The sequence below is a fragment of the Methylovirgula sp. genome, assembly GCF_037200945.1.
In the GTDB taxonomy this organism is placed as follows: Bacteria; Pseudomonadota; Alphaproteobacteria; order Rhizobiales; family Beijerinckiaceae; genus Methylovirgula.
Map to the genome: position 1 here is coordinate 2,850,800 of NZ_JBBCGP010000001.1, position 24,203 is coordinate 2,875,002.

20 protein-coding genes and 3 pseudogenes are annotated in these 24,203 nt (G+C 60.1%); 15 read left to right on the plus strand and 8 right to left on the minus strand.

Annotation, left to right across the window (positions count from 1 at the left end):
- Window positions 1-7 precede the first annotated feature (7 nt).
- Window positions 8-310: pseudogene (locus WDN02_RS13840) on the plus strand (YicC/YloC family endoribonuclease); the annotation flags it as partial.
- Here the strand turns inward: WDN02_RS13840 and WDN02_RS13845 are convergent.
- Entirely contained in the window at window positions 191-439 is a 249-nt protein-coding gene (locus tag WDN02_RS13845) for a hypothetical protein (protein WP_337294051.1), read from the minus strand. The pseudogene WDN02_RS13840 and the gene WDN02_RS13845 overlap by 120 nt on opposite strands.
- A 110-nt stretch (window positions 440-549) precedes the next feature.
- Here WDN02_RS13845 and WDN02_RS13850 point away from each other — a divergent pair, with 110 nt between their 5' ends.
- From WDN02_RS13850 to gmk, 3 genes and pseudogenes are all read left to right on the plus strand, one after another.
- Window positions 550-801, plus strand: a complete 252-nt coding sequence (locus WDN02_RS13850) for a DUF1732 domain-containing protein (RefSeq protein ID WP_337294052.1) — start codon at window positions 550-552, stop codon at window positions 799-801.
- Entirely contained in the window at window positions 767-880 is a 114-nt protein-coding gene (locus WDN02_RS13855; RefSeq protein ID WP_337294946.1) for a DUF1732 domain-containing protein, read from the plus strand. Before WDN02_RS13850 ends, WDN02_RS13855 begins: the two co-directional genes overlap by 35 nt.
- Before the next feature lie 8 nt (window positions 881-888).
- Window positions 889-1,549, plus strand: a pseudogene (gene gmk / locus WDN02_RS13860) (guanylate kinase).
- 3 nt (window positions 1,550-1,552) lie between these two features.
- Here the strand turns inward: gmk and rsmA are convergent.
- From rsmA to lptG, 4 genes and pseudogenes are all read right to left on the minus strand, one after another.
- Window positions 1,553-2,410 carry a 16S rRNA (adenine(1518)-N(6)/adenine(1519)-N(6))-dimethyltransferase RsmA gene (rsmA, locus tag WDN02_RS13865; protein WP_337294053.1) on the minus strand — a complete coding sequence of 286 codons (858 nt, stop codon included), beginning with the start codon at window positions 2,408-2,410 and terminating at the stop codon, window positions 1,553-1,555.
- Window positions 2,407-3,422, minus strand: a pseudogene (gene pdxA / locus WDN02_RS13870) (4-hydroxythreonine-4-phosphate dehydrogenase PdxA). Before pdxA ends, rsmA begins: the two are co-directional and overlap by 4 nt.
- Window positions 3,419-4,327, minus strand: a complete 909-nt coding sequence (locus WDN02_RS13875) for a hypothetical protein (protein ID WP_337294054.1) — start codon at window positions 4,325-4,327, stop codon at window positions 3,419-3,421. The pseudogene pdxA and the gene WDN02_RS13875 overlap by 4 nt, the downstream one beginning before the upstream one ends.
- Before the next feature lie 111 nt (window positions 4,328-4,438).
- Complete coding sequence (gene lptG / locus WDN02_RS13880; RefSeq protein WP_337294055.1) at window positions 4,439-8,155, minus strand: LPS export ABC transporter permease LptG; 3,717 nt, start codon at window positions 8,153-8,155, stop codon at window positions 4,439-4,441.
- Window positions 8,156-8,744: 589 nt separating this feature from the next.
- Between lptG and WDN02_RS13885 the strand changes: the two genes are divergently transcribed.
- From WDN02_RS13885 to WDN02_RS13895, 3 genes are read left to right on the plus strand one after another with little or no spacing between them, the layout of a single operon-like run.
- Entirely contained in the window at window positions 8,745-10,343 is a 1,599-nt protein-coding gene (locus WDN02_RS13885) for a leucyl aminopeptidase (protein ID WP_337294056.1), read from the plus strand.
- Window positions 10,343-10,801, plus strand: coding sequence for a DNA polymerase III subunit chi (locus WDN02_RS13890; protein ID WP_337294057.1), 459 nt, complete (start codon window positions 10,343-10,345; stop codon window positions 10,799-10,801). Before WDN02_RS13885 ends, WDN02_RS13890 begins: the two co-directional genes overlap by 1 nt.
- A 23-nt stretch (window positions 10,802-10,824) precedes the next feature.
- Window positions 10,825-11,235, plus strand: coding sequence for a lysozyme inhibitor LprI family protein (locus tag WDN02_RS13895; protein WP_337294058.1), 411 nt, complete (start codon window positions 10,825-10,827; stop codon window positions 11,233-11,235).
- A gap of 63 nt (window positions 11,236-11,298) precedes the next feature.
- Here WDN02_RS13895 and WDN02_RS13900 read toward each other — a convergent pair whose 3' ends face one another.
- The 3 genes from WDN02_RS13900 to metC all read right to left on the minus strand — a co-directional run bounded on the left by WDN02_RS13900 (window position 11,299) and on the right by metC (window position 13,830).
- A complete protein-coding gene (locus tag WDN02_RS13900; RefSeq protein WP_337294059.1) occupies window positions 11,299-11,517 on the minus strand; it encodes a hypothetical protein in 219 nt (72 codons plus the stop codon).
- Window positions 11,518-11,635: 118 nt separating this feature from the next.
- Window positions 11,636-12,538 carry a hypothetical protein gene (locus WDN02_RS13905; RefSeq protein ID WP_337294060.1) on the minus strand — a complete coding sequence of 301 codons (903 nt, stop codon included), beginning with the start codon at window positions 12,536-12,538 and terminating at the stop codon, window positions 11,636-11,638.
- A gap of 110 nt (window positions 12,539-12,648) precedes the next feature.
- On the minus strand, window positions 12,649-13,830 hold the full coding sequence (metC, locus tag WDN02_RS13910; protein WP_337294061.1) for a cystathionine beta-lyase: 1,182 nt from the start codon (window positions 13,828-13,830) through the stop codon (window positions 12,649-12,651).
- Window positions 13,831-14,052: 222 nt separating this feature from the next.
- Between metC and WDN02_RS13915 the strand changes: the two genes are divergently transcribed.
- From WDN02_RS13915 to WDN02_RS13950, 8 genes are all read left to right on the plus strand, one after another.
- A complete protein-coding gene (locus WDN02_RS13915) occupies window positions 14,053-15,096 on the plus strand; it encodes an amino acid ABC transporter substrate-binding protein (RefSeq protein ID WP_337294062.1) in 1,044 nt (347 codons plus the stop codon).
- Between the two features lie 14 nt (window positions 15,097-15,110).
- Entirely contained in the window at window positions 15,111-16,097 is a 987-nt protein-coding gene (locus WDN02_RS13920; protein WP_337294063.1) for an ABC transporter permease subunit, read from the plus strand.
- Window positions 16,097-17,221 (plus strand): amino acid ABC transporter permease, encoded by a 1,125-nt coding sequence (locus WDN02_RS13925; protein ID WP_337294064.1) that lies wholly within the window; start codon window positions 16,097-16,099, stop codon window positions 17,219-17,221. Before WDN02_RS13920 ends, WDN02_RS13925 begins: the two co-directional genes overlap by 1 nt.
- An 8-nt stretch (window positions 17,222-17,229) precedes the next feature.
- On the plus strand, window positions 17,230-17,973 hold the full coding sequence (locus tag WDN02_RS13930; protein WP_337294065.1) for an amino acid ABC transporter ATP-binding protein: 744 nt from the start codon (window positions 17,230-17,232) through the stop codon (window positions 17,971-17,973).
- A 533-nt stretch (window positions 17,974-18,506) separates the two neighbouring features.
- Entirely contained in the window at window positions 18,507-21,983 is a 3,477-nt protein-coding gene (gene dnaE, locus WDN02_RS13935) for a DNA polymerase III subunit alpha (protein ID WP_337294947.1), read from the plus strand.
- 73 nt (window positions 21,984-22,056) lie between these two features.
- Window positions 22,057-22,659 (plus strand): glycerol-3-phosphate 1-O-acyltransferase PlsY, encoded by a 603-nt coding sequence (gene plsY / locus WDN02_RS13940; protein ID WP_337294066.1) that lies wholly within the window; start codon window positions 22,057-22,059, stop codon window positions 22,657-22,659.
- On the plus strand, window positions 22,656-23,633 hold the full coding sequence (gene dprA, locus WDN02_RS13945) for a DNA-processing protein DprA (RefSeq protein ID WP_337294067.1): 978 nt from the start codon (window positions 22,656-22,658) through the stop codon (window positions 23,631-23,633). The genes plsY and dprA overlap by 4 nt, the downstream gene beginning before the upstream one ends.
- Before the next feature lie 70 nt (window positions 23,634-23,703).
- Entirely contained in the window at window positions 23,704-23,862 is a 159-nt protein-coding gene (locus WDN02_RS13950; RefSeq protein WP_337294068.1) for a hypothetical protein, read from the plus strand.
- Window positions 23,863-24,203 lie beyond the last annotated feature (341 nt).

Below are 24,203 nucleotides of genomic sequence, written 5' to 3' on the forward strand. Positions count from 1 at the left end.
CGCCAGCATGACCGGCTTCGCGCGGGTCTCCAGCGCCACCGCGAATTTTCGCTGGGCGTGGGAATTGAAGTCGGTCAATGCCAAGGGCCTCGACTTGCGCTTGCGGCTGCCGCCGGGCTTCGATGCCATCGAGATCGAAGCGCGCGCCCTGCTGTCGGGCAAGCTCACCCGCGGCACCTGCTACGCGACGCTATCGGCGCAGCGCGAGGCCGCAATGCCCGAGGTTCATCTCAACGAACCGCTTTTGCGGCGGCTGGTCGAGGCTGTCTCGCATATTGAGCACAGCGCCGCGCTGCGTCGGCGTCGATCGACGGTTTGCTCGGCGTGGCGTGGCGTTGTCGAAATCCGCGATACAGGTGACGAGGAGACGGACCTGGCGCAAGGTTCGCAGCGCGGCGCTGGCGGGGCTTTCCGAGGGGCTTGCCGCTCTCCTCGCCATGCGTGGCACAGAAGGCGCTGCCCTAAGCCAAATTCTCAGCCAACGGCTCAGCCGGCTCACACTGCTCCGGCAAGCAGCGGAAGATTGTCCGGCGCGCAAAACCCGAGGCAGTGCGTGCGCGGCTGGCGGATTCGATTGCGCTCATCACCGGACAAAGCAAGCTTGACGAGAATCGGCTCTATCAGGAGGCCTTGCTGCTCGCGGCCAAGGCCGACGTGCGGGAAGAACTCGATCGGCTCGAAGCCCATATCGCCGCTTGCGCCGAACTTCTGGCGAAGGGCGGCCCGGTCGGACGGCGGCTCGATTTTCTGGCTCAGGAACTCGCCCGTGAGGCGAAATACCCTGTGCGCCAAGTCGAATGATGCGAGCTTGACGGCGATCGGACTTGAATTGCGCGTCGAGATCGAGCAATTCCGCGAGCAGATCCAAAATATCGAATAGAGAATCTCGTGGCCATTGCAGCGCATCAAGACAATAGCCTGAAGCGGCGTGGTCTCATGCTGATCCTCTCGTCGCCCTCCGGCGCCGGAAAGACCAGCCTCACGCGCATGCTGCTGCAAAAGAAAGAGCTCGATCTTACGCTGTCGATTTCGGTGACGACGCGGCCGCGCCGTTCGAGCGAGGTCGACGGCATCCATTATACGTTCATCACGCGTAAGCGCTTCGAACAGCTCCGCGACGAGGGAGAATTGCTGGAATGGGCCGAAGTCCACGGGCAATTGCTATGGCACGCCGCGCGAGACCGTCGAGCGCACTTTGGCGCAAGGCCGCGACGTGCTTTTCGATATTGATTATCAGGGCACGCAACAGGTCAAAGCCAAGGCAGGCGAGGATGTCGTCACCATCTTCATCCTGCCGCCGTCGATGCGCGAGTTGAAGGCGCGACTGGAGCGGCGCGCCGAAGATACAGACGAAGCCATCGCTGGGCGGCTCGCCAATGCCGAGAACGAAATCAGCCGCTGGACGCTTTATGATTACGTGCTGATCAACGACGATCTGCAAAAGACCTTCGAGGATCTCGTGGCGATTCTGACGGCGGAACGGCGCAAGGCGAGCCGGCAGCAGCCGGGGCTCGAGGCTTTCGTCGAAAAGCTCCTCGGCGAAAAGTAAGCGTCACGTCGCAGCGCCGCGCGTCTCCTGCAACACATTTGCCAGCGCGACAAATCCCGCGACGTCGATCTCCTCGGCACGTTTCGTTGGCTGGATCCCGGCGCGCTCAAGCAGATCGATTGGATCGACGCCAAGACCTTTCAGACTTTGCCGCAGCATCTTACGACGCTGGCCGAATGCAGCCTGCGTGACTGCGCTGAGCAATTTGCCATCGCAAGCTAATGGCGCCGCGCGCGGCACAAGCTCGACGATTGCGGATGTGACCTTTGGCGCCGGCGTGAAGGCCGCGGCCGGGACGTCGAACAGAATCCGCGTCGCGCAACGCCAATTGGCGAGGATCGCGAGACGGCCGTAATCGGCACGTTCGCGCGGCGTCGCGACGATACGCTGTGCGACTTCCTTCTGGAACATCAGCACGAAACGGTCGAAGACCGGCGGCCAATGAGGCGTTTCAAGCCAGCGGGTCAAAAGCGCGGTCGCGATATTGTAAGGAAGATTGGCGCAAATCCGCGCCGGACGCGCCTCGCCAACGAGAGTCGCGACATCGGTTTCCAATGCATCGCCTTCGATCACATCGAGGCGGCCAGGATAATGGGCCGCGATCTCCGCCAGGGCCGGGAGGCAGCGCGCGTCGCGCTCAATCGCAATGACGCGTTTGGCACCTTCCGCAAGAAGCGCCCGGGTGAGACCGCCCGGGCCGGGGCCGATCTCGATAATCGTTGCAGCCGCGAGCGGCCCGGCGGCGCGGGCGATACGCGCCGTGAGGTTGAGATCGAAAAGAAAATTCTGGCCGAGATTTTTCTTTGCGTCGAGGCCATGCGCGGCGACCACCTCTCGCAATGGCGGGAGAGAATCTTTCACGCCTGCGACTTTGCGAGTTCCGCCGCGAGCCGCAGAGCGGCAATGAGACTCGTCGGATCGGCTTTGCCTTCGGTGGCGATATCGAACGCAGTCCCATGATCCGGCGACGTGCGCACGAAGGGCAGGCCAAGCGTCACGTTGACGGCGCTGTCGAAGGCGAGTGTCTTGATCGGGATCAGTGCCTGATCGTGGTACATGCAGATGGCGACGTCGTATTTCTCGCGTGCCGCGGCATGGAACAAGGTTGTCGGCGGGGGTAGGGTCCTTTGGCGTCGATCCCGGCTTCGCGCAATTCGGCAATCGCCGGAGCGATGATGTCGATCTCCTCATGGCCAATGTGGCCCGCTTCGCCAGCATGCGGGTTAAGCCCGGCGAAAGCGAGACGCGGCGCGACGACGCCAAAACGGCGTTTGAAGTCAGTGTCGACGATCTTTGCCGTCTCGATCAGCAGTTCGCGCGTGACAAGCTTCGGCACGTTTGCGAGCGGCACATGGATTGTCGCGGGCACCACGGCGACCCAGGGCGACCAGAGCAGCATCACGGGGCGCGCTTCAAGGCCATAGAAACGGGTGGCCAATTCGCCGAGGAATTCCGTATGCCCCGGATGCGCGAATCCGGCACGCTGCAAAACTTCCTTGGCGATCGGATTGGTCACGACGGCATCGGCGATGCCGTCATGGACGAATTTAATGCCGGCTTCGATCGATTCGATCGTCCCCGGCGCATCGACCAGATCAGGCGAGCCCAAAGCACCCTTCACAGGGCGCGCAGGACCAACGACCGGCAGTGCGTGTGTAAATACCGCCGGCGCTTCGTGCGGTGTCGTTGCCTTAACCGGGACATTGAGGTGCAAACGCCGGGCAAGGCCCGCAAGATGATCGGGGTCGGCAATGACGAAAAAGGCCGGCGCTCCGGGATCGGCGTGGATTGCCGCCCAAGCCTTCAACGCGAGTTCCGGGCCGATGCCTGATGGATCGCCGCGGGTGAGCGCGATGGGGCGTGAGCCCATCAATGCTTGACGATGACGGCGTAGGATCGCAACTCCGCCAGCCGCCGCGCGGCATCCGAGCGCATCTCGGCGCTGAGCAGGCGTTCGGAAATCGCTTTGCGCACGGCGGTATCGTCGTTCGAGACGCCCTTGCTGCAGACGGCGATCATTTCGACGCCATCCGACGTGCGCTCGGGCGACGTGAGGTGGCCGATGGGGGTCTTATCCAATATGTCTTTGAGCTGATCGCTGATCTGCAAGGAGTTGCGAATGATCTCATCCTTGACGGCAACGTCATCCATATTGCGCGCCAGCGGCAAACCTTCGGAACAGCTCGTGAAGCGCTCTCGCAACGCGTTGGCAGCTTGGATTTTCTGTTGCGTTTCCGCGAAGATGTTGCCGCCATGCAGGGTGAATATCACCTGGTGCAATTTGTAATCGATTCCCACCGCAGACTTGCCGCCATCCTTGGCCATTTCGGCGCGGATGGCGCTCTCACTGGCGTCAACGCCTTTGTTATAGGCCTGCACCATGAGATTGAATTCGAAGTCGGCGGAGAAGTGATCCTTGATGTGCTGTGTCGAAACACCGGCGCGCTGAATGGCGCCCATAAGCGCAGCCGGCGCCATATTCATCAAACTAGCCTCGAGGCCGATCTGTTGGCCGATCTCGCTGTCTGTCGCTTTGATCTTGAATTTATCGGTTTCGCCGAGCTTCAACTGATCGTCGATCATGGAGTTGAGGGCGTCGTCGTATGAGGCCGGCATACGCATCGCGCGCAACAGCTTTTCACGCTCGGTCACGTCCCAGTTTGTGATCGGCGCGCCGTTCACGGTCGCGATGATGGCCTGCGCATGCGCATGGGGCGCGTAAAAAAAGCAACCGGCGGCGATCACCGCCGTCGCGCCCCAACTTGCCAAAATCTTCAAAAAAGCCCCATTCGAGCTGATGCAAGTAGACATCGGGGCCTTACTCCCTGGCCTCTGGTTCCGCGGCAAAGTGATTTTACGAATCATGATTTGAGCAACGCAAAACGGCAATTATCTGACCCCATCAAGCGGTTGCGCGCCATTGGCATAAGTCGTGGAGCTATACTTTGCATCGCCCAGCGTGCGCAGCTGAAGCTGTACCATGAAAATCTGATTATGGACTAAGCTCCCCGTCCCGATGTCCTGGTAGATATCGCTGTAATTCAAAAGCAGTGTCGTACACTCATCGGTGTAGCCAGCGCCGAGCCCTTCCGAAGCGACCGTCCAAGGACCCTGGTTAATGTTCCCGGTCAAACTGGTCGGATAAAATTGCCGGCTCATGTCGAAGGTCACGTTGCCCTGGATGAAATAATGCGGCGTGAGCTGGTAACGTGAATTCAAGCTCAGGCCTTCGCGCGGCACGTAATAGCCGAGGATCGGTTGCGCCTGATAATTGGCGAAATCGACGCCGCCCGTCCAGGCACCCAGGTTGAAGTCCGAGGCAATATCGAGACGGTCCGGCTCAAAGGTCTGCGTATTGAACATTCCCTTCGCGGTGAAGTTCAGGAAAGGAATCGGCGCGACGGTGAGCGCGCTGACATAATCCGACGCCCTGTTCTGAAGGCCGGACGCGAGTCCGTTGTTCACGGCGCTCGGCTGATCAAATCCGTTGGGGCCAGCCACCTGATAGGACTGACCGGCGATGAAATTGACATAGCCGCCGTTCTTCAGGTTGAACGTTGCCTGGCCACCGTAATTCGCGCGCGTGCCGGTCTCGAACTGGTCATAGCCGGAATATTTGTCCCACGCGAACAGATTGGTCTCATCGAACACCAGGCTCTGTGCGTCCATATTCACGAGCGAATTGGAGCCGACCAAATTGTTTGGCCGCACAATGATCTGGCCGATCGGTTCGGCGACGAGGGAGCCAAACTGCGTGTTGACGAGGATTGGATAGCGATATTCGAGACCGACGCCGGGCATGACATAGCCCTGGGCACCGCCAGCGTCACCGATGAGGCTTGTCTGGTTGGAATTCAAGAAGGTGAAACTGTTGCCGCCCGGAATGCTGGTAGTGAAACCATTGCTGGTGTTGAGGTCAAGCCACTCGCCGTTCACCCGGGCAAAGGCGAAGGGCGTCCACACTTCGCCGATCGGGTCGACGAATTTGCGCTGCCAGGAAACGTCGGCCGTCGCGCGAGTCTGCTGGCCCCCAATGCCGCGCAGAAGACAATCGCCGACCTGTGTGCCGGGTTTGTAGTTTTGGCAGAATTCGTAGAGTCCCGTCGCAGGTTCAAATAATTGCGTCTGCGGATCGAAACCCGGGCCCCCAACAGGAGAATAGTTGGCGATTTGCTGATTCAGGGTTGTGAAATTGAAGTCCGCTTGAACTTCGCCGCCGATGTTGTGGGTCTTTGCCGGATCAAGTGCAAAGAGTCGGTTGTAATCGAGCACGATCGCGTCTGGCTGCGATCTCTGGATATCGCGCGCGTCGAGCCCTTCGAAATGGAAACCGCGCAGGTCGAAATAGGTGTCCTTGCCCTGACCCGTCAGATAGGCCTGCGAGACGGCCTCGCTCTCGTAATATGAGGCGCCCTCGCCAGCGAAGGCATAGTCCCACAAATACCATTTGTCGCTGAGGGCCGTGACGTCCCAGCCGTATTTCCAGAATGGATCGATTAGAAATTCGCCGCGGCTTTGGAGAGAGCCGCGGAACGTGTGGCCTCCTGCGCCATAGGGTGATTCCGGAAACAGATCGGGATTCGTCTGGAAGATGCCGTTTGCGCGGATAAAATAGTTTCCGTTCGCCAACCGATGCCGCCATTCGAAGTCGTTATAAAAGCCTTCGTTGGCGAAATAGGTCGGTGTCCAAGTCAGGTCGTAATTCGGCGCCATCGCCCAGAAGACCGGCACTTGCACGCCAAAGCCAAGCACCGAACTGCTGATGGATTGCGGCATCAGGATGCCGGACTTGCGCGTGACGGTCGGATCGGGCGACGAGAACACCGGGATGTAGGCGAGGGGCAGGCCCAGGAATTCAAGCCAAGCGTCGGTGTAATAGACCATATGCTCGTCATTGTTGTGGACGATGCGCTTGGCACGCACGCGCCACAACGGCGGCTTCAAGGGATTGTCGGCGCAGGCGGCGCAGGCCGTGTAGGTGCCCTTGTTGTAAACCGAGATGGCACCCTGGGTGATCTCGGCATGCGGCGCGCTGAAGTAGGTCTTAGCCGTCGTCGTCGAGCGCAGACTTTCGACGAAGCCGTCGCGGAAGTCCTTCGTCATGTTGATGACGTCGCCGTAGATGATGTTGCCGTCTTTGTTGATCATCTTGGCGTGGCCCGTCGCATAGACGCGGCCGGAATTGCGATCGTAGATAACTTTGTCGGCTTCGAGTGTGCGCCCCTGATAATAGATCCGGGCGTTGCCGACGGCGGACACTGTGTTCTTGTCCTTGTCGTAGACAAGCTGATCCGCTTCGACGAACATTTTATCGGGTTGTTTCTGCGCTTGGGCGGCGCCGCTCGCGGCAGCTTGTGCCGCGGCTGGGGTCGGCGGATTGAAGCCGAGACACGCGGAAATGAGCGCAAAAAGGGCGAGCAGAAGCGCGCGTGTGCCCGGGAGCCGGTGCCGCGTCGTCACGCGCCCTCGCGGCTGGGCCGGGGCAAAGTTAGTGGGGCAAATACGCCGCCCCATCAACCATCCTCCTGATTGAGGAGAGCCAAGCCCCCGAGCATGCTGCCGACCACCCGCCGGTGACCATGCGGCAACAGACGCGCTCAAGATGCCGGCTTCGCCGAAATCGGACACCACTTTGGTCGCGAGATAGAGCACGAAGCCCGCGGCAATACCGCCTCCGACCATCTTCGAGATACCACCAAATCTGAAAAATCTTAATGAAAAAGCCCCAGCGATCAGGACCATCGCGACGAGCATCAGCGGACGCGCCAGAAGCGTTTGAAATTGCAGGTCCAAGCCGGCTGGATCGAGTCCGGCCTGGGCGCTTTCGTTGCGCATCCGTGGCAGCGCCCAGAAGGGCACCGAGTCGGGCGTCAAGAACGTCGCCTCGAGATCGCCCGACGAGACATCGGTCGCCAGAAGATAAACGCCGACCTTGCGCGGGTCTTGTCCCGGCGCCGAAATCTCGGCGTTCTGTAACTTCCAGACGCCCGGCTGAAGTGTCGCGCTCGCGGCTTGTACCCGCTCCTCGAACGTGCCGTCCGGCTCATAGACATAAGCGATCACCGATTGCAGCCTCGTGCCGCTCTCAAGTGCGCTTTGGGCGCGCAAAATCGCCTCGCCGTCGATGCCGCTCTGGCGAATCCAGAGCGTGCCGTCGCCCTGAACCGTACCGGCGCGGCCGAAAAGCTGTGCTTCGATGACGTCGGCGCGCTGTTTCATGAGCGCCGATAGCGGATTGAAGGCGATAACCGAGAAAACTCCGATGAGCACGGCGATGGCGACAGGCGGCAGCAGGAATTGCCACACCGACACACCGGCCGAGCGGGCGACAATCAGTTCCAGCTTTCGGGTGAGATCGATAAAGGCCGCCATCGTCCCGAACAAGACGCAGAATGGCAAAATTTGCTCGGCGACCGCCGGGGTGCGGAGCAGGGTGAGATAGGCGATATAGCCCGAGGTCACGCCTTGTATCGAATTGGCACGGCGCAGCAGTTCGACGAAGTCGAAAACATAGATCGTCCCGACGATCGCCAGGAAGACGGCTGCAATCGTCTTGAAAAACCGCCAGGTGAGGTAACGCCCGAGTGTCGAGATGAGCAGGCTCATGACTCGGTCCGGCGCGTTAATGCGGGGGAGCAGAATAAGCGTCGCGGTCGTGCCGGCGCATGAATACGCCCAGCTTTTGTTTTTGCAGAGCTGGTCAATCTGGCGACGAACAACATACGCGGGCGGTTCCGATGAAGAAAAAACGTTGTCATCCAGGCAGATCCGAGGGCTGCTAAAGTGACATACGTCAGACACGCGGCCGGGTGGCCATACCTTTGCGTGAACGTCTCTCCGTCGGGCTGTTGGAATCTGTTTCGCGCAAGCCGACCCTCCCGGCCCATCGGAATCGCGAATAGGTCCCTGAAATCCTATTCCAATTTGGCTACCTAGTCGGCGTCATTGGTGCAAGCCGCTCGGGGCTTTTTCAGGGCGGTCCACGGTCGATGGCGAGCGCCCGTTGCGCCGCGGCCACGGCCATCCGTACCGTACTTTCCGCGAAAAAACTGGCGAGGAAACGTCAACCGGTGCTAGGGCTTGCGATCATAGCAAGGCTTCATCATGCCGCCCGGCTCAGGAAAAGCGTCTAAGCATCTGTTTTATCGCGCGATCTTCCAAAGCCGCCAAAAGATACCAAGGGGATAACGAGCCTATGTCGCACGCCGCCAAAATCGAATTTGTTCCGCTCACCGCCGTACCAGCCGCAGGTGCGGCGAAAGCGAACGGAAAAGCCAAAGGCGTGGCGACGCTGGTCATCTTCGCTGGCGAAGATTTGAACTTGGGCAAGCTCACCGGCGCGCTCCTCGGCAGCGATGGTGAGGCGCTGGTCAAAAAGGCTGCGGGCGCCGCGAAATTCAAGGGCAAGAACGCCTCGGCTCTCGACATTCTGGCGCCTGCCGGCCTGGCGGCTGACCGGTTGCTGGTCATCGGCGTCGGCGCGAGCGAGGATGTCAAGAAAGCCAAGGGCAAAGACGCGACCAAGGCCAAGCCGCGGGATTTTCTCGGCCTCGGTGGATACGTCCTCGGCAAGATCGGCGACGCGCCGAATGCGACCATCGTGTTCGATCTTCCGCACAATTCGCAGGATGCCGCGGTCGCGGCGGCCGAATTCGCCGAAGGCGCCACGCTGCGCAATTACAAATTCGATCTCTACAAGACCAAGAAGAAGGATGACGAATCCACGGAGCCGGTCGCGCTCGCCATTGCCGTTGAAGATCCCGCCGCGGCCAAGCGCGAGGCCAAGGGGCGTACTGCGGTTGCGGAAGGCGTGATCATCGCCCGGAGCCTCGTCAACGAGCCCGCCAACATTCTCTACCCCGAGGAATTCGCCAAGCGCGCGAAGGAACTCGAAAAGCTCGGCGTCGAAGTCGACATTCTCGATAAAGCCGCGATGACCAAAATCGGCATGGGCGCGCTGCTGGGCGTCGGCCAGGGCTCGGGACGTGAAAGCCGTGTCGTCATCATGCGCTGGCGCGGCGACAAAGGTAAAGACGGCAAGTCGAAGCCCATCGCCTTCGTCGGCAAGGGCGTGACCTTCGATACCGGTGGCATTTCCATCAAGGGCGCCGCCGGCATGGAGGACATGAAGGGCGACATGGCTGGCGCTGCCTGCGTCGTCGGCCTCATGCACGCGCTTGCTTCGCGCAAAGCGAAGGTTGATGCGATCGGCGCCATCGGCATCGTCGAGAACATGCCAGGGCCGGATGCGCAGCGCCCCGGCGACATCGTCAAATCGCTATCCGGCCAGACGATCGAAGTGATCAACACCGATGCGGAAGGCCGCCTCGTGCTCGCCGACGTTCTTTGGTACGTGCAGGACAAGTACAAGCCGCTGTTCATGGTCGATCTCGCCACGCTCACCGGTGCCGTAATGGTCGCGCTCGGCAACGAATATGCGGGTCTCTTCTCGAACGACGACACGTTGAGCGAGCGATTGACTGAAGCGGGCAAGGAAACCGGCGAGAAGCTTTGGCGCCTGCCACTAGGGCCTTCCTACGACAAACTTATCGACTCCAAATTCGCCGATATGAAAAACACTGGCGGCCGTCACGGCGGCTCGATCACCGCCGCGCAATTTATCCAGCGTTTTGTCAACGGCACGCCCTGGGCGCATCTCGACATTGCCGGCACCGGCATGAACGCACCGGCGAACGACATCAACCAGAGCTGGGGTTCGGGGTTCGGCGTGCGGCTGCTCGAACGTCTTGTCAGCGACTATTACGAAGGCCGCGCGCATTCGCAGAAAGACTGATGGAAGTCTGGTTCTATCATCTGCAAAGCCAGCGACTTGAACAGGCGTTGCCGGCCTTGCTCGAACGTGCGCTCGCCAACGGCTGGCGCACGGTGGTTCAGGCATCGAGCGAGGAACGGCTCGACATCATTGATGAGGTTCTCTGGACCTATGCCGATGCGAGTTTTCTGGCACATGGCCGCGCGCGCGATGGTGATTCCGATATGCAGCCCGTCTATCTGACCTGTGCTGCTGAAAATCCGAACGGGGCGCGTTTGCGGCTGTTCATCGATGCCGCCGATGCCGCCGCGCATCTTGCCGCCGATGCCGCTTACGAGCGTGCGATCCTTTTGTTCGATGGCAACGATTCAGACCAGGTTGGCGCCGCCCGCGCACAATGGAAGATTCTGAAAGAGCAGGGTGTTCCGATCACCTATTGGCAGCAGAACGAACGCGGCGGCTGGGAGAAGAAGGCGTAGCGCCTCGATTGGCACTAGGGGGGATGATGAGCGTGCGAGCCTATCTTCTGTTGGCGTTTCTTGCACTTTCATGCGCGCCGGTTCGAGCGGACGACTGTAATAATGCAGCCGATCAGCGAACGATGGACGAATGTGCGGGCCAGTCATTTAAGAAATCCGACGCTGAACTAAATGCGGTCTACAAACAGATTCTTCAACGCTTAAAAGATCGCGCGGACGCAAAGGCCCTCCTCACCGCCGCACAGCGCGCCTGGCTGACGTTGCGTGACGCGGAATGCAAATTCTCATCCTCGGGCGTCGAGGGTGGTAGCGTCTATCCGATGATATACGCGATGTGCCTCGATGGGGCGACCAAACAGCGAACCGCCGCGCTTAAAGCTTATCTCGACTGCAAAGAAGGCGATACGAGTTGCCCTGTACCGGGAAGTCCCTAGTCGAATAGCGTTATAACCAAAAAACAGCGCGGATGATGCTCCCATCCGCGCCGACAACGATCGCTACGCGGAGCGCCAATGGCCTGGCGATTTCTTATCGTTCTCGTGGCGAACGCGCGCAACGAGCGGATGATGGCCCTGCGCCTTGGCCCACTCGATCGCTTCGTGCTGGGTCTTGGTCGTATGCAGCACGTGGTCGGTATGATCTTCGACCACATAATCTTCGATGTGGTGTCCTTCCTTGTGGCCCTTCGGGCGCGGCTCAATATAGACGTTTGGCATCGGTCACTCCCCATGACTGACTACTTGCCTGTACTTGATAGCATATAACTCAGGTGGTGCAGCCGGGATGTTTTCTATTCTTGGGCTGTCATATGAAGCGAGCTTCGGGCCGGACGCTTTACGACCGCGCCATCAGCGACACGGCGAGCGCATAGATGCGCAGACGCGATTGCTCCGGCAGAGCGGCGAGAGTCTTCAGATAAATCTGGCCGACTGTGCACATGCGCGCATCGGGAATCGGTGGGTTCGGCGTCTTGCCGTCGAGGATGGCGGCGACTTCCGCATCGTTGACGCCCTGCGATTTCATTGCGCTTGAAAGCTGGTTGAAGTCGGTATCGGTCGGCGCGTCGCGATCGATCTGATTGGCGCGGCCGCTGCCGATTGCTTCCAGCCCAGCGATGGCCATATCGGCAACGAGCGGCCGATGCGCGGCAGAAAAGGCGAAGAACGCTTGGCTCGCGCCACCGTAGAGAAAATCGACACAGAGTTTCGGGTCGGTGCCCGCCAGCGCCTGCATCATCCGCAATTGGATGTCGAAAATATGCGAGAGTGCGGGGCCGTCCGCCTTTGCCGCGAGAATGCCATTCGACACGCGCAGATCACGCACCGCCTGCGACAGCAGCGCATCGATGCTCAAATCCTTGCCATCGAGTGCTTCTCTGGCGAAGCCGTTGACGATTGTGTCGTATTCCGCAGGCAGTGCCCCATGCAGCCGGTCAAAGAAGACCGCATATTCCGGGGCCTTTGCGGCGATCTCCCGTTCGACGGATTCGCGCGCCTGCCGAAGTGGTTCGTCCGACGTCACGGATGCGGGAGCGGCGGGCGCGGCAGGCGCGGCCGCTGCGATGGGTGATTGAATCGGGCGCGGCTCAAGTTGGCGCCCGGCGTCCATGAAAAGCCCGATGGCCAAAGCCACGGCGATAATCGCGGCCAGGCTCAGGAGCGCCAGGCGCAGAACATCCGAGCCTTCGAGCCCATGCAGCGGAACAGGATCGTCGTGGCCGTGAGACGCGTCGGACAAACGGATACACCCCAGCCGCGAGTGACACTTCAGAAAGCGTCGCGGGCTTTGTAAGCTGTTGATTTAAAGCACGATGGCAGAACCAACGCCAGCGCCCTCCGCGCGATTTGTCACCCGATGGCGTTGAGGCGTTCAAACCCCGCGGCAAGATCGGCCTTCAGATCCTCCGGGTCTTCCAGCCCGATCGAGAAGCGCAGGGCCGGTCCCGGCGGATTGAATTTCGTCGCTGTGCGATAGCTGCTGCAATCGAACGGAATCACGAGACTTTCGTAGCCGCCCCACGAATAGCCCATCCCGAACAGTTTAAGCCCGTCGAAGAAGGCCGCAAGCGCCGGCTGAGAAACGGGATTAAGAAATACGGAGAACAGTCCTGAAGACCCTTTGAAATCCCGTTTCCATATTTCATGGCCCGGACAATCCGGCAGGGCCGGATGCAACACCCGTTCGACTTCCGGTCGTGCAGCCAGCCATGTGGCAAGATTGAGCCCCTGACGTTCAGCTTCGCGAAGGCGCAATTCCAGCGTGCGCAGGCCTCGCAATGCGAGAAAGACATCCTCCGGGCCCGGACAATTGGCGAAGAAATCGAAGCTGGCACGAAGGCGCTTCAACCAGCGCTCGTTCACCGATACGAGTCCGAGCAGAAGGTCAGCGTGGCCGGAGAGATATTTGGTGCCAGCTTCAATCGCGAGATCGATGCCGAAGCGATGCGGCGGGAAAAACAGCGGCGTCGCCCAGGTATTATCGAGAATAGTGCAGAGGCCTTTTGCCGCTGCGACGGCGGCGATGGCCGGCACGTCCTGGATTTCAAAAGTCTGCGAGCCCGGCGTTTCAAGAAAGATCGCACTCGTGTTCGGCTTCACGAGCGTCTCGATATTCGCGCCGAGCCACGGATCGTAGAATGTTGTTTCGACGCCCATCCGCTTTAGAAAGCGATCGCAGAAATTGCGCGTCGGCTGATAAACGGAATCGCTGACGAGAATATGGTCGCCGGCCTTGACCGCCGTGAGGATTGCAAGCGCGACGGCGGAGAGACCCGAGGGCGCGAGCACCGTGCCGGCGGCACCCGTAATTTCCGTCCAGGCCGTTTCAAGCGCGTCGGTCGTCGGCGATCCATGGGTACCATAAGTATATTTGGCGTTGCGGGTGACGAGATCCGCATAGGTGGGAAAGAGAACGGTCGAGCCACGATAGATCGGCGTATTGATGAAGCCGTGCTGCTCTGAAGGGTGGCGCCCGGCATGCACCAGTTTGGTGCGGTCTTTTAACGGCCGCCGCTCATCCATCTTCGACATCGCCCTCGTCCTAGAATTAAAGGATCGCCATGTCCCGGATGCCGGCAGGACTCGCCAGCAAGACACGCCAGATCGACGCCGACATTACGGACCATGGCTTACGTCAAATCGCAGATTCGCGCCAACGTGGCCGTTTTGACAATTTGTCGCGCCGCTTGACCGGGCCGCCGGAAAGTTCTGATAGTCGCGCGCCCGCGGCCGCGTCCCCAGCCAGGAGCCGAAATGAGCACGATCACATTGCGTAAAATATTCTCCTGCCTGTCACTCGGCATTCTTTCTCTCGGCGCGGCGGCGCTTTTCTGCTCGGTGGCGTCGGCCGGGACGCTCGATCAGGTCAAGCAGCGCGGCTATCTCAATTGCGGTTCAAATCCGGGCCTTGCCGGATTCGGCCTGCCGGATTCGAGCGGCAATTGGACCGGTCTCGATGTCGATTTTTGCCGCGCTATCGCCGCGGCGATCTTCAACGATCCGAACAAGGTCAAATTTATTTCATTGACCGCCAAGGATCGTTTCACCGCCGTGCAATCCGGCGAGGTCGATGTGTTGGCGCATAACACGACTTGGACCGTTTCGCGCGAAGCGGGGCAGGGACTTCTTTTCACCGGCATCAATTATTACGACGGCCAGGGCTTCATGATTCACAACAAGCTCAATATCTCGTCAGCGCTCGAACTGTCCGGCGCCTCGATTTGTGTGCAGCAGGGCACGACAAGCGAATTGAACCTCGCCGATTTCTTCCACTCTCATCAGATGCAATTTGAATCGGTGACATTCGCGACGTCCGACGAGGCATTAAAAGCCTATGATACCGGGCGATGCGACGCGTTCACCACCGATTCCTCGGCGCTCTATATCGAACGGCTGAAGGTCGCCAATCCCGAACAGAATATCATCCTGCCGGAGATCATTTCCAAGGAGCCGTTCAGTCCCGCCGTGCGGCAAGGCGACGATCAATGGTTCAACATCGTCAAATGGGTGAATTTCGCGATGCTCGACGCAGAGGAAGCCGGAATCACGTCCAAGAATGTCGACGACAAGATGAATTCCGACGATCCGACAGCCCGGCGGTTGCTGGGCGTTGAAGGCAATTTCGGCGAATCCCTCGGGCTGACGAAAGATTGGGCCTATCGTTTCATCAAGGCGGTGGGCAATTACGGTGAATCCTTCGACCGCAACCTCGGCGCCGAGTCGAAGCTCGGAATCAAACGCGGCATCAATTCGCTCTGGACGCATGGCGGCATTCAATATGCGCCGCCGGTACGCTGATTTCGCGTAGCGATATGTTGAGCAGGTCAGAAGGCGGCTTCGCGCCGACGCGGAGCGCGCTCATCCAGATCGCTTTCGTTCTTGTGCTCGCGTTCGTGGTCTATGAAGGCGCAGCCACGGCGCTGGCGCATATGCGCGCACATCACATCCCTTACGATTTCGGGTTCTGGTCGCAGCGCGCAGGTTTCGACATCGATCAGCGTCTGATTCCCTATTCCTTTACCTCGACATACGGCCGCGCGTTTTTCGTTGGCCTGCTCAATACGCTGCTGGTCGCGGCAGTCGGCATTGTGTGCGCGAGCCTGCTGGGCTTTGCGATCGGTGCGGCGCGACTGTCGCCCAATTTTGTTGTCGCGAAATGCGCCGCCATCTATGTCGAGGCTTTGCGCAACGTGCCGCTGCTGCTGCAAATTCTCTTCTGGTATAATGCGGTGTTGAAGGCGCTGCCGGTGCCGCGCGCCTCGATCGCGTTGCCCGGACATATATTTCTCAATAATCGCGGCCTGTTTGTCCCTTGGCCGACCTTTTCGCCGCTTGGCATTTCGATACCGGTCTTTCATGGATTCAATTTCAGCGGCGGGACGAAACTATCGCCGGAATTCGTCGCGCTGACTCTGTCGCTGATTCTTTACACTGCTGCCTTCATTGCCGAGATTGTGCGGGCCGGCATCGCCGGGGTGCCGAAGGGGCAGGGCGAAGCCGCCAGAGCGCTTGGCCTTAACGCGGCCCAGACACGCAAATTCGTTGTCGTGCCGCAAGCGCTGCGCCTCATTATACCGCCGCTGACGAGCCAATATCTGAACCTGTTCAAGAATTCGTCGCTGGCGGTGTTCATCGGCTATCCCGATCTCGTGCAGATTTTCACTGGAACTGTGCTTAATCAGACGGGTGCCGCGGTGCCGGTCATCGCAGTGACGATGGCGGTCTATCTTTTTGTTTCGCTCGTCGGCTCGCTGGCGATGAACCTCTATAACCGGCGCATCCTCGGAGTGGCGCGCTGATGGTGGCGACCTTCGTTCGCAGCGCGCCGGCGCCCCTATCGCCGCCACCGCCGAAAGCCGTGTCGTCAATTGTGCCGTTCGTGCGCAATCTTTTCGGCTCGCCCGCATCTGTGGCGCTGACGGCCCTCGTGATTGTTCTGATTGTCTGGCTCGTTCCGGACCTTTTGCGCTATTTCATTTTCGATGCAGTCTGGCACGGCGACGCCGCGGCGTGCCGCACCGCGGATGGCGCCTGCTGGGTCTTCATCCGCGAGAAGCTGCCCTATTTCATTTACGGATCGTACCCGCTCGACCAGCGTTGGCGGGTCAATCTCGTCTTCGCAATTGGCGCCATTCTCGCGGTGTGGCTGCTTAGCCCGCGTGCACCGGCGCGGCGTCTCGGCATGTGGCTGGGGTTCGCGGCCTATCCGATCGTCGCTTTCATGTTTCTCTATGGCGCCCCGATGCTCGGGCTCCGGCAGGTCAGCAGCGACCTCGGGGGCGGGATGCTTGTCACCCTCGTCGTCGCGACCTTCGGCATTGTCGTTTCGCTGCCGCTCGGCATTTTGCTGGCTCTTGGCCGTCGCTCGCGCCTGCCGGCGGTGCGAATTGCCAGCACGGCGTTCATCGAATTCATGCGCGGCGTGCCGATGATCGCCGTGTTGTTCATGGCCGATACGATGCTGCCGCTGTTTTTGCCGGAGGGCGTGGAGCCGAACAGGCTAGTACGCCCGCTCGTTGGCGTGGCGCTCTTCGCCTCTGCCTATATGGCCGAAGTGATCCGCGGCGGCCTGCAGGCGTTGCCGAAGGAGCAGAGCGAGGCGGGCGAGGCGCTGGGTCTGCGCTTTTGGTCGATCCAGCGGCTCGTCGTGCTGCCGCAGGTCCTGCGGCTGACACTTCCGGCAATCGCCAACACCTTCATCGGCCTTTTTAAGGATACCACGCTCGTCGCCACCGTCGGCATTTTCGATTTTCTGCGCACGGTGGATTCGGCGCGGCTCGATCCGAACTGGTCGGGCCCGACCATCACCACCACAGCTTATACATTCGCCGCGCTCGTCTATTTCATCTGCTGCTTCGGCATGTCGCGTTATGCGCAAAGTCTCGAGCGGCGGTTTGGCGACGACCACCGCGCGACGGTTTGAGGATTAGAATGACCGACACGCGTCCGCTGGCCGTCGAGATCGCGCATCTCAACAAATGGTACGGCCAATTTCACGTCTTGCGCGATATCGATCTCAGCGTGGCGGAGGGCGAGCGCATCGTCGTCTGCGGACCGTCGGGGTCTGGCAAATCAACGCTCATCCGTTGCGTCAACGGGCTGGAGGAGTTTCAGCAGGGTTCACTTGCCGTCGATGGCATGGCGCTCAATCGCAATTCTCTGGCGGCCGTGCGGCGCGACGTCGGCATGGTGTTTCAGCACTTCAATCTTTTCTCGCACCTCACCGTTCTGGAAAACTGCACGCTCGCACCGATCCAGGTTCGTAAAATGAAACGCCGCGATGCGGGAGACCTCGCGCGTCGCTATCTTGCTCGGGTGAAAATGGCGGATCATGCCGACAAATATCCGGCCCAGCTCTCAGGCGGCGAGCAGCAGCGCGTGGCGATCGCGCGCGCGCTATGCATGAGCCCGAAGATCATGCTGTTCGACGAGCCCACCTCGGCGCTCGATCCGGAAGCGGTCAAGGACGTGCTCGATCTGATCATGACGCTCACCGCCGAGGATCAGATGACTATGCTCTGCGTGACGCACGAAATGGGATTTGCCCGGCAGGTCGCAGACCGGGTGATCTTCATGGCCGCAGGTGAGATCGTCGAGATCAACCGGCCGGACGCGTTCTTTACGGCGCCGCAGCATCAGCGCACGAAGCTTTTCCTGAGCCAGATTTTGCGCTGATGGACTTGGCCGGCTCAAGCAGCGCGTCGCGGGCTCTCAAACCCAGGACCCAACCCTATCTCATTTAGATATGACATTTTCTGAAAAGTTCCTTAAAGGTTTCGTGATTTCCCCATAATTAACAAAGGGATAGAACAAGAACAAAACGTGTGCTTCATATAAGCCAATGATAGTACAACTTTATCGATAGACCCCCGAGGACGGCTTTTTATCCCCCCCCCTTGACGTAAGAACAAAAAGTGAATATTAAGCGAACATAAAGCGTTCCTGGAGTTTGCGTATGTTTGCTTTTCTCTCAGATGCCGCCGAACTTGTATCCCTGAGTTGTCTGGTCGTCCTGATCGCAATTGTCGCGCGAAGCGTCGGCGCTGCCTGAAAAATTGTTGAGAGACGCCATTGGCACGCGCGGATTGGATCGTCCCCGACTAAACTGCGATATTGGCGGGCTCGAACGAGCCGCATTTTAAGGCCGGAGGCGAATTTTGGACGTTTCTTTCGCTGATGGTGCGGGCGGGTTGGGCCAGCCGGGACTTGTGAGCCCGGCTCCGGGATTTGCGTCCGTCGCCGCAACCGTCGGCTTTGTGCACCTTCACGTCCATAGCGCCTTCTCCCTGCGCGAAGGGGCGCTTTCGATTGCCAGATTGGCCAAGCTCGCCATTGCCGACGCTATGCCAGCGCTGGCGATCACTGACAGCAACAATCTTTTTGGTGCGCTGGAATTCTCCGAAAAACTCGCCAAGGAGGGCGTCCAGCCGATCATTGGCATAGAACTGACGCTGGATTTCGGCGACGGGGCCCGGCTCGCATCGCGCGGGGGCGAAACCGCCGCCGGCCGAGCCGAGATCGTCCTCCTGGCACAGGACGAGACGGGCTACCGTAATCTGATGCATCTGGGCTCGCAGGCATGGCTGCACCCTGAGCCTGGTGATCTACCGCATTTGCCTGTGGCAATGCTCGCGGCGCGAACAGCGGGCCTGCTTGCCTTGACTGGCGGCCCTGATGGCACCCTCGACCGCTGCTTCGCGTTTGGGCGTCCCGAAGCCGCCGAGCATCGGCTCGACGTTCTGCAGGCGTGTTTCGGCGGCCGGCTTTACGTCGAATTGCAGCGCCACGGTTTGGCGCCCGAACGCGAAGCCGAGCCGCAACTGATCGATCTGGCCTACCGCCATTCTCTGCCGCTCATCGCGAGCAATGAGCCGTATTTTGCCGGCGTCGGTGATTATGAGGCGCATGACGCGTTGCTCTGTATCGCCGAGGGCACCGTCATCGGCGCGCCGGAGCGCCGGCAACTTTCGCCGGAGCATCGTTTCAAGACGCGGGCGGAAATGGCTCTCGCTTTTGCCGATTTGCCGGAAGCTTTGACGAACAGCGTCGAGGCTGCGCTGCGCTGTGCCTATCGTCCCTTGACCCGCAAGCCGATTCTGCCGCGCTTCTCCAATGCGGCAGGCGATGGCGAGGACGAAGCCGCGGAACTCGTTCATCAAGCGGAGGCGGGGCTAGAAGCGCGGCTCGCCAAACACGGAACGACGCCCGGCCTCAGCGAAGCTGATTATCGTGCGCGACTCGCGTTCGAACTCGATGTCATCATCAAGATGCGGTTTCCGGGCTATTTCCTGATCGTTGCGGACTTCATCAAATACGCCAAGCAGAATGGCATTCCGGTCGGGCCGGGACGCGGGTCCGGCGCCGGCTCGCTTGTCGCTTATGCACTTACCATCACCGATCTTGATCCGTTGCGCTTCGGTCTTCTGTTCGAGCGCTTTCTCAATCCTGAGCGCGTGTCGATGCCGGATTTCGACATCGATTTCTGTCAGGACCGGCGCGACGAAGTTATCCGCTACGTGCGCGATCGCTATGGTTCCGACCGGGTCGCGCAGATCATCACATTCGGCTCGTTCCTGGCGCGCGGCGTCATGCGCAATGTCGGCCGGGTTCTGGAAATGCCGCTGGGTCAGGTGGACAAGCTCGCCAAGCTCGTGCCGCAAAACCCTGCTGCGCCGGTCAGTCTGAAACAGGCCATCGAATCCGAGCCGCGCCTGCGCGAAGCCGCCGAGGCTGAGCCGCGTGTCGCGCGGATGCTTAAAATCGCCGAGACGCTGGAAGGTCTTTATTCCAATGCCTCAACTCATGCCGCCGGCATCGTCATCGGCGACAGGCCGCTTGAAGAACTCGTGCCTCTCTATCGCGACCCCAAGTCCGATATGCCGGCGACGCAGTTCAACATGAAATGGGTCGAGCCGGCGGGGCTCGTGAAGTTCGACTTTCTCGGCCTCAAGACGCTCACCGTCCTCGACAAGACAGTGCGGCTGTTGGCGCAGCGCGGCATTGCCATCGACCTCGCTGAAATTCCGCTCGATGACGCCCCGACCTACGAGATGTTACGGCGCGGCGAAACAATCGGTGTGTTCCAGGTTGAAAGCGCCGGCATGCGCAAGGCGCTGGTCGAAATGCGCGCCGACCGTTTCGAGGATCTGATCGCGCTTGTCGCGCTCTATCGTCCAGGCCCGATGGCCAATATCCCGACCTATTGTGCGGTGAAGCTCGGCGACGAACCGGCAAATTACATTCATCCAAAGATCGAGCCGGTCCTGAAGGAGACGTTTGGCGTCATCATCTACCAAGAGCAGGTGATGCAGATCGCGCAGATCCTGTCGGGCTATTCGCTGGGCGAAGCCGATCTTCTGCGCCGCGCGATGGGCAAAAAGATCAAGTCGGAGATGGACGCGCAGCGCAGCCGCTTCGTCGGCGGTGCGATCGAGCGCGGTCTTGGCAAACAACAAGCCAACGAAATCTTCGATCTGCTCGCGAAATTTGCTGACTACGGCTTCAACAAGAGCCATGCGGCGGCCTATGCCTTGCTCGCCTATCAGACGGCCTATTTCAAAGCCAATCATCCGGTCGAATTTCTTGCCGCGTCGATGACGTTGGATAAGGGCTCGACCGACAAGCTGGCGGAATTCAGCAATGAGGCGCGCCGCATCGGCATCAAGATCGAGCCGCCATCGGTCAATCGCTCTGGTGTCGATTTCGAAGTCGCGGCGAATGCGGGTGACAGCCTTTCGATCCTCTATGCGCTGTCCGCAATCAAAGGCGTCGGCGACGGCCAGGCCGCGGCTCTCGTCGCGTCGCGCGTCGCGCGGCCTTTTGCTGATCTTGCCGATTTCGCCGAGCGGATTTCGGCGCGCGATCTGAACAAACGTATGTTGGAGTGCCTTGTTGCGGCCGGCGCCTTCGATACGCTCTTTGCCGACCGGGCGCGGGTCGCCGGCGCGATCGAACCGATTTTGGCGTTGGCGCATCGCCGCGAGGACGAACGCGCCGCCGGTCAATCCGGTCTCTTTGACGCTTTGCGTCCCGATCCGCTCGCAGGCGTCAAGGTCGAAGGCTGGTCGTTGGCCGAGCGGTTGCGGCGCGAATTCGAATCCGTCGGCTTCTTTCTATCCGGCCATCCGCTCGATGCTTATGATTCCGTGCTGGCGCGGCTGCGCGTGCGCCGCTGGAGCGATTTCGCCCGCTCCGTGAAGCTGGGCGCTTCGGCGGCGGACCGCCTTGCCGCCGTCGTGCTCGATCGGCAGGAGCGGCGCACAAAATCCGGCAACAAAATGGGTATCGTGCAATTGTCGGATCAATCCGGCCAATATGAAGCCATCCTGTTTCAGGAGGGGCTCAATCAATATCGCGAATTGCTGGAGAAAGGTGCCGCCGTCCTGGTCGCGCTGCAAGCCAATGTCGAGGGCGAGGACGTGCGCGCGCGTATCGTTTCGGTCGAACCTCTGGATCAGGCCGCCAGCCGTCACCAGAAAGGTCTGCGGATATTTCTGCGCGATATTGCGCCGCTGCCATCGATCGCGCGTGGTCTCAACGGCCGAGGTGATGGCGAAGTCTCGCTGATGCTGGTGACGGATTCGGGTGAGGTCGAAATAAAGCTCCCCGGAAAATATCCGTCGAACGCACAGGTCGCATCGACTTTGAAGGCAATTCCCGGAATTCTCAATGTCGAGCATATCTAGTGCGGGCGCCGGTTGCCGCGCTGGTGCTGTCCGGCTAGTTTGACGCGCACGTTTTCGGGGTGGGATCGCCGTGTTGAATTCTGTCGTTGCGCTGATCTTCGGCTATTTCTGCGGCACAATTCCATTCGGACTTTTGCTGACGCGCCTCGCCGGGACCGCAGATTTGCGCAGCCTCGGCTCCGGCAATATCGGTGCAACGAATGTGCTACGCACCGGGCGCAAGGATCTCGCTGCGGCGACGCTGTTGCTCGATGCGCTGAAAGGGCTCGCCGCGGTCTTGATTGTCGGCGCTTTTGCGCCCGGTCTGCCGCCGCTCTTCGCCGCGGCCGGAGCTTTTCTCGGCCATGTCTTCCCGGTCTGGCTCGGTTTTCGCGGCGGCAAGGGCGTCGCGACGTTCCTCGGTTGCCTTTTTGGCCTCGACTGGCACGTTGCTTTGGTCTTTGTTGCGCTCTGGCTCGCGGTCGCTGCGGCGACACGCTATTCTTCTGCCGCTGCGCTCACGGCCAGCGCGGCAACGCCGATCGCGCTATTGATCGATGGGCGGCGCGATGTTGCCATCCTCTATGTGTTCCTGACGTTGCTGCTCTGGTACATGCATCGCGCCAATATCGCGCGGCTTGCCGCAGGCACCGAATCCAAGATTGGCGGGTCGAAGCCTTTTGGCGATAAGGCATGAGCGCTGGCGCCACCAAATTATCTGACACGCAGCGCTTCGATTGGCTGCGACTGTGGCACAGTGAAAATATCGGGCCGCGAACCTTCTGGGCACTGCTTCGTCGCTATGGCGGTGCCAGCGCGGCGCTTGCGGCCCTTCCGCGGCTGATGCCGCGCGGCCGGCTGGCCAAAATCGCCTCGGTCGAAAACATCGAACGCGAATTCGACGCGGCCGCACGATCAGGCGCGCGATTCGTTGCGATGGGCGAAGCGGAATATTCGTCGCATCTCGCCAATATCGATGCAGCGCCGCCACTCATCGCCGTGCGCGGACATCTGCCCGTTTTCCAGCGGCCGGCTGTCGCCATCGTCGGCTCGCGCAATGCCTCCGCCGCGGGTCTTGCCTTTGCCGAGCGGCTCACGCGTGGCCTAGCGGATGCCGGCTTTGTTATCGTCTCGGGTCTCGCGCGCGGCATCGACATTCGCGCGCACCAGATAAGCCGCGAGAGCGGCACCATCGCCGTTCTCGCCGGTGGGCTTGATCGAATCTATCCGGCTAATCACGCGCCCATTCTTGAATCTTTGCTTGGTAATGGCGCGGCGGTCAGTGAGATGCCTTTTGGATGGGAGGCGCGTGGCCGCGATTTTCCGCGCCGTAACCGAATCATCTCCGGGCTCGCAAACGGCGTCGTCATTGTCGAGGCGGCGCACCGGTCGGGGTCGCTTATTACCGCGCGTTTCGCGGCAGAGCAGGGCCGCGAAATTTTCGCGGTGCCAGGTTCGCCGCTCGATCCGCGTGCCGAGGGCACCAATGATCTCATCCGCAATGGCGCAACGCTCTGCACTTGCGCGGATGACGTGGTTGAAGGCCTGGCGCGGCAGATTGCCCGATCCCGTGCGCACTCATTTTTTATCGGAGAATCCGGGCCGTCCTTTGGAGGACGAGCCTTTATGGGACGAACTCGATCTGCCCGATGTGCCGCGACCGCCAAATAGCTTTATTGACGAGGCCGATGCAGATCATCGCATACGTCAAACGCATCAGGACGATAGTACGCAGGCGCGCTTGGTCGCTCTGCTCGGTCCCGCGCCAGTGTCCATCGACGAATTGGCGCGCGTCGCGAATTTATCGATGCGGGAAACGCGCGCGATCCTGATGGAGCTCGAACTATCGGGGCGCCTGACACGCACCGGCGGCGACCTCATCAGTTTGGCGGCGAATTAAATTTATAAATTTGCGATTCTGCCTCGGCGCGCGCGATATCCAGAAAATAGTTGAGTGTACTAAGCTGTGCGTCACCAGCCATTTTCGCAAGTTCAGCCGACATGTTGGCGATATATTCGGCGACATGCGCGGCATGCTGCTGGGAGACATCTTGAAGAGTCGGCGCGGGCGTTTTTTTTGCGTCCGTCGGATGCAGCCGATTTTAGAGACTGTTTGAAAAGACAACGTCCAGTTGTCTATTAGAAAATGACTCTCATGGCGCGAATGTCAGCAGGCTTCCGCTTCCGGCAATCTGCACTCCATTATCTGGTGCATACCGCGCATGAGGCGGAAGCCGTTGG

Bases quoted from the DNA above. Each gene is read 5' to 3' on its own strand.
- dprA (WP_337294067.1), top strand. From the start codon at position 22,656: ATGAGCGCTGGCGCCACCAAATTATCTGACACGCAGCGCTTCGATTGG.
- WDN02_RS13915 (WP_337294062.1), top strand. From the start codon at position 14,053: ATGAGCACGATCACATTGCGTAAAATATTCTCCTGCCTGTCACTCGGC.
- lptG (WP_337294055.1), bottom strand. From the start codon at position 8,155: ATGAGCCTGCTCATCTCGACACTCGGGCGTTACCTCACCTGGCGGTTT.
- WDN02_RS13930 (WP_337294065.1), top strand. From the start codon at position 17,230: ATGACCGACACGCGTCCGCTGGCCGTCGAGATCGCGCATCTCAACAAA.
- WDN02_RS13900 (WP_337294059.1), bottom strand. From the start codon at position 11,517: ATGCCAAACGTCTATATTGAGCCGCGCCCGAAGGGCCACAAGGAAGGA.
- metC (WP_337294061.1), bottom strand. From the start codon at position 13,830: ATGTCGAAGATGGATGAGCGGCGGCCGTTAAAAGACCGCACCAAACTG.
- WDN02_RS13845 (WP_337294051.1), bottom strand. From the start codon at position 439: ATGGCGAGGAGAGCGGCAAGCCCCTCGGAAAGCCCCGCCAGCGCCGCG.
- WDN02_RS13925 (WP_337294064.1), top strand. From the start codon at position 16,097: ATGGTGGCGACCTTCGTTCGCAGCGCGCCGGCGCCCCTATCGCCGCCA.
- WDN02_RS13890 (WP_337294057.1), top strand. From the start codon at position 10,343: ATGGAAGTCTGGTTCTATCATCTGCAAAGCCAGCGACTTGAACAGGCG.
- WDN02_RS13920 (WP_337294063.1), top strand. From the start codon at position 15,111: ATGTTGAGCAGGTCAGAAGGCGGCTTCGCGCCGACGCGGAGCGCGCTC.
- WDN02_RS13895 (WP_337294058.1), top strand. From the start codon at position 10,825: ATGATGAGCGTGCGAGCCTATCTTCTGTTGGCGTTTCTTGCACTTTCA.
- WDN02_RS13885 (WP_337294056.1), top strand. From the start codon at position 8,745: ATGTCGCACGCCGCCAAAATCGAATTTGTTCCGCTCACCGCCGTACCA.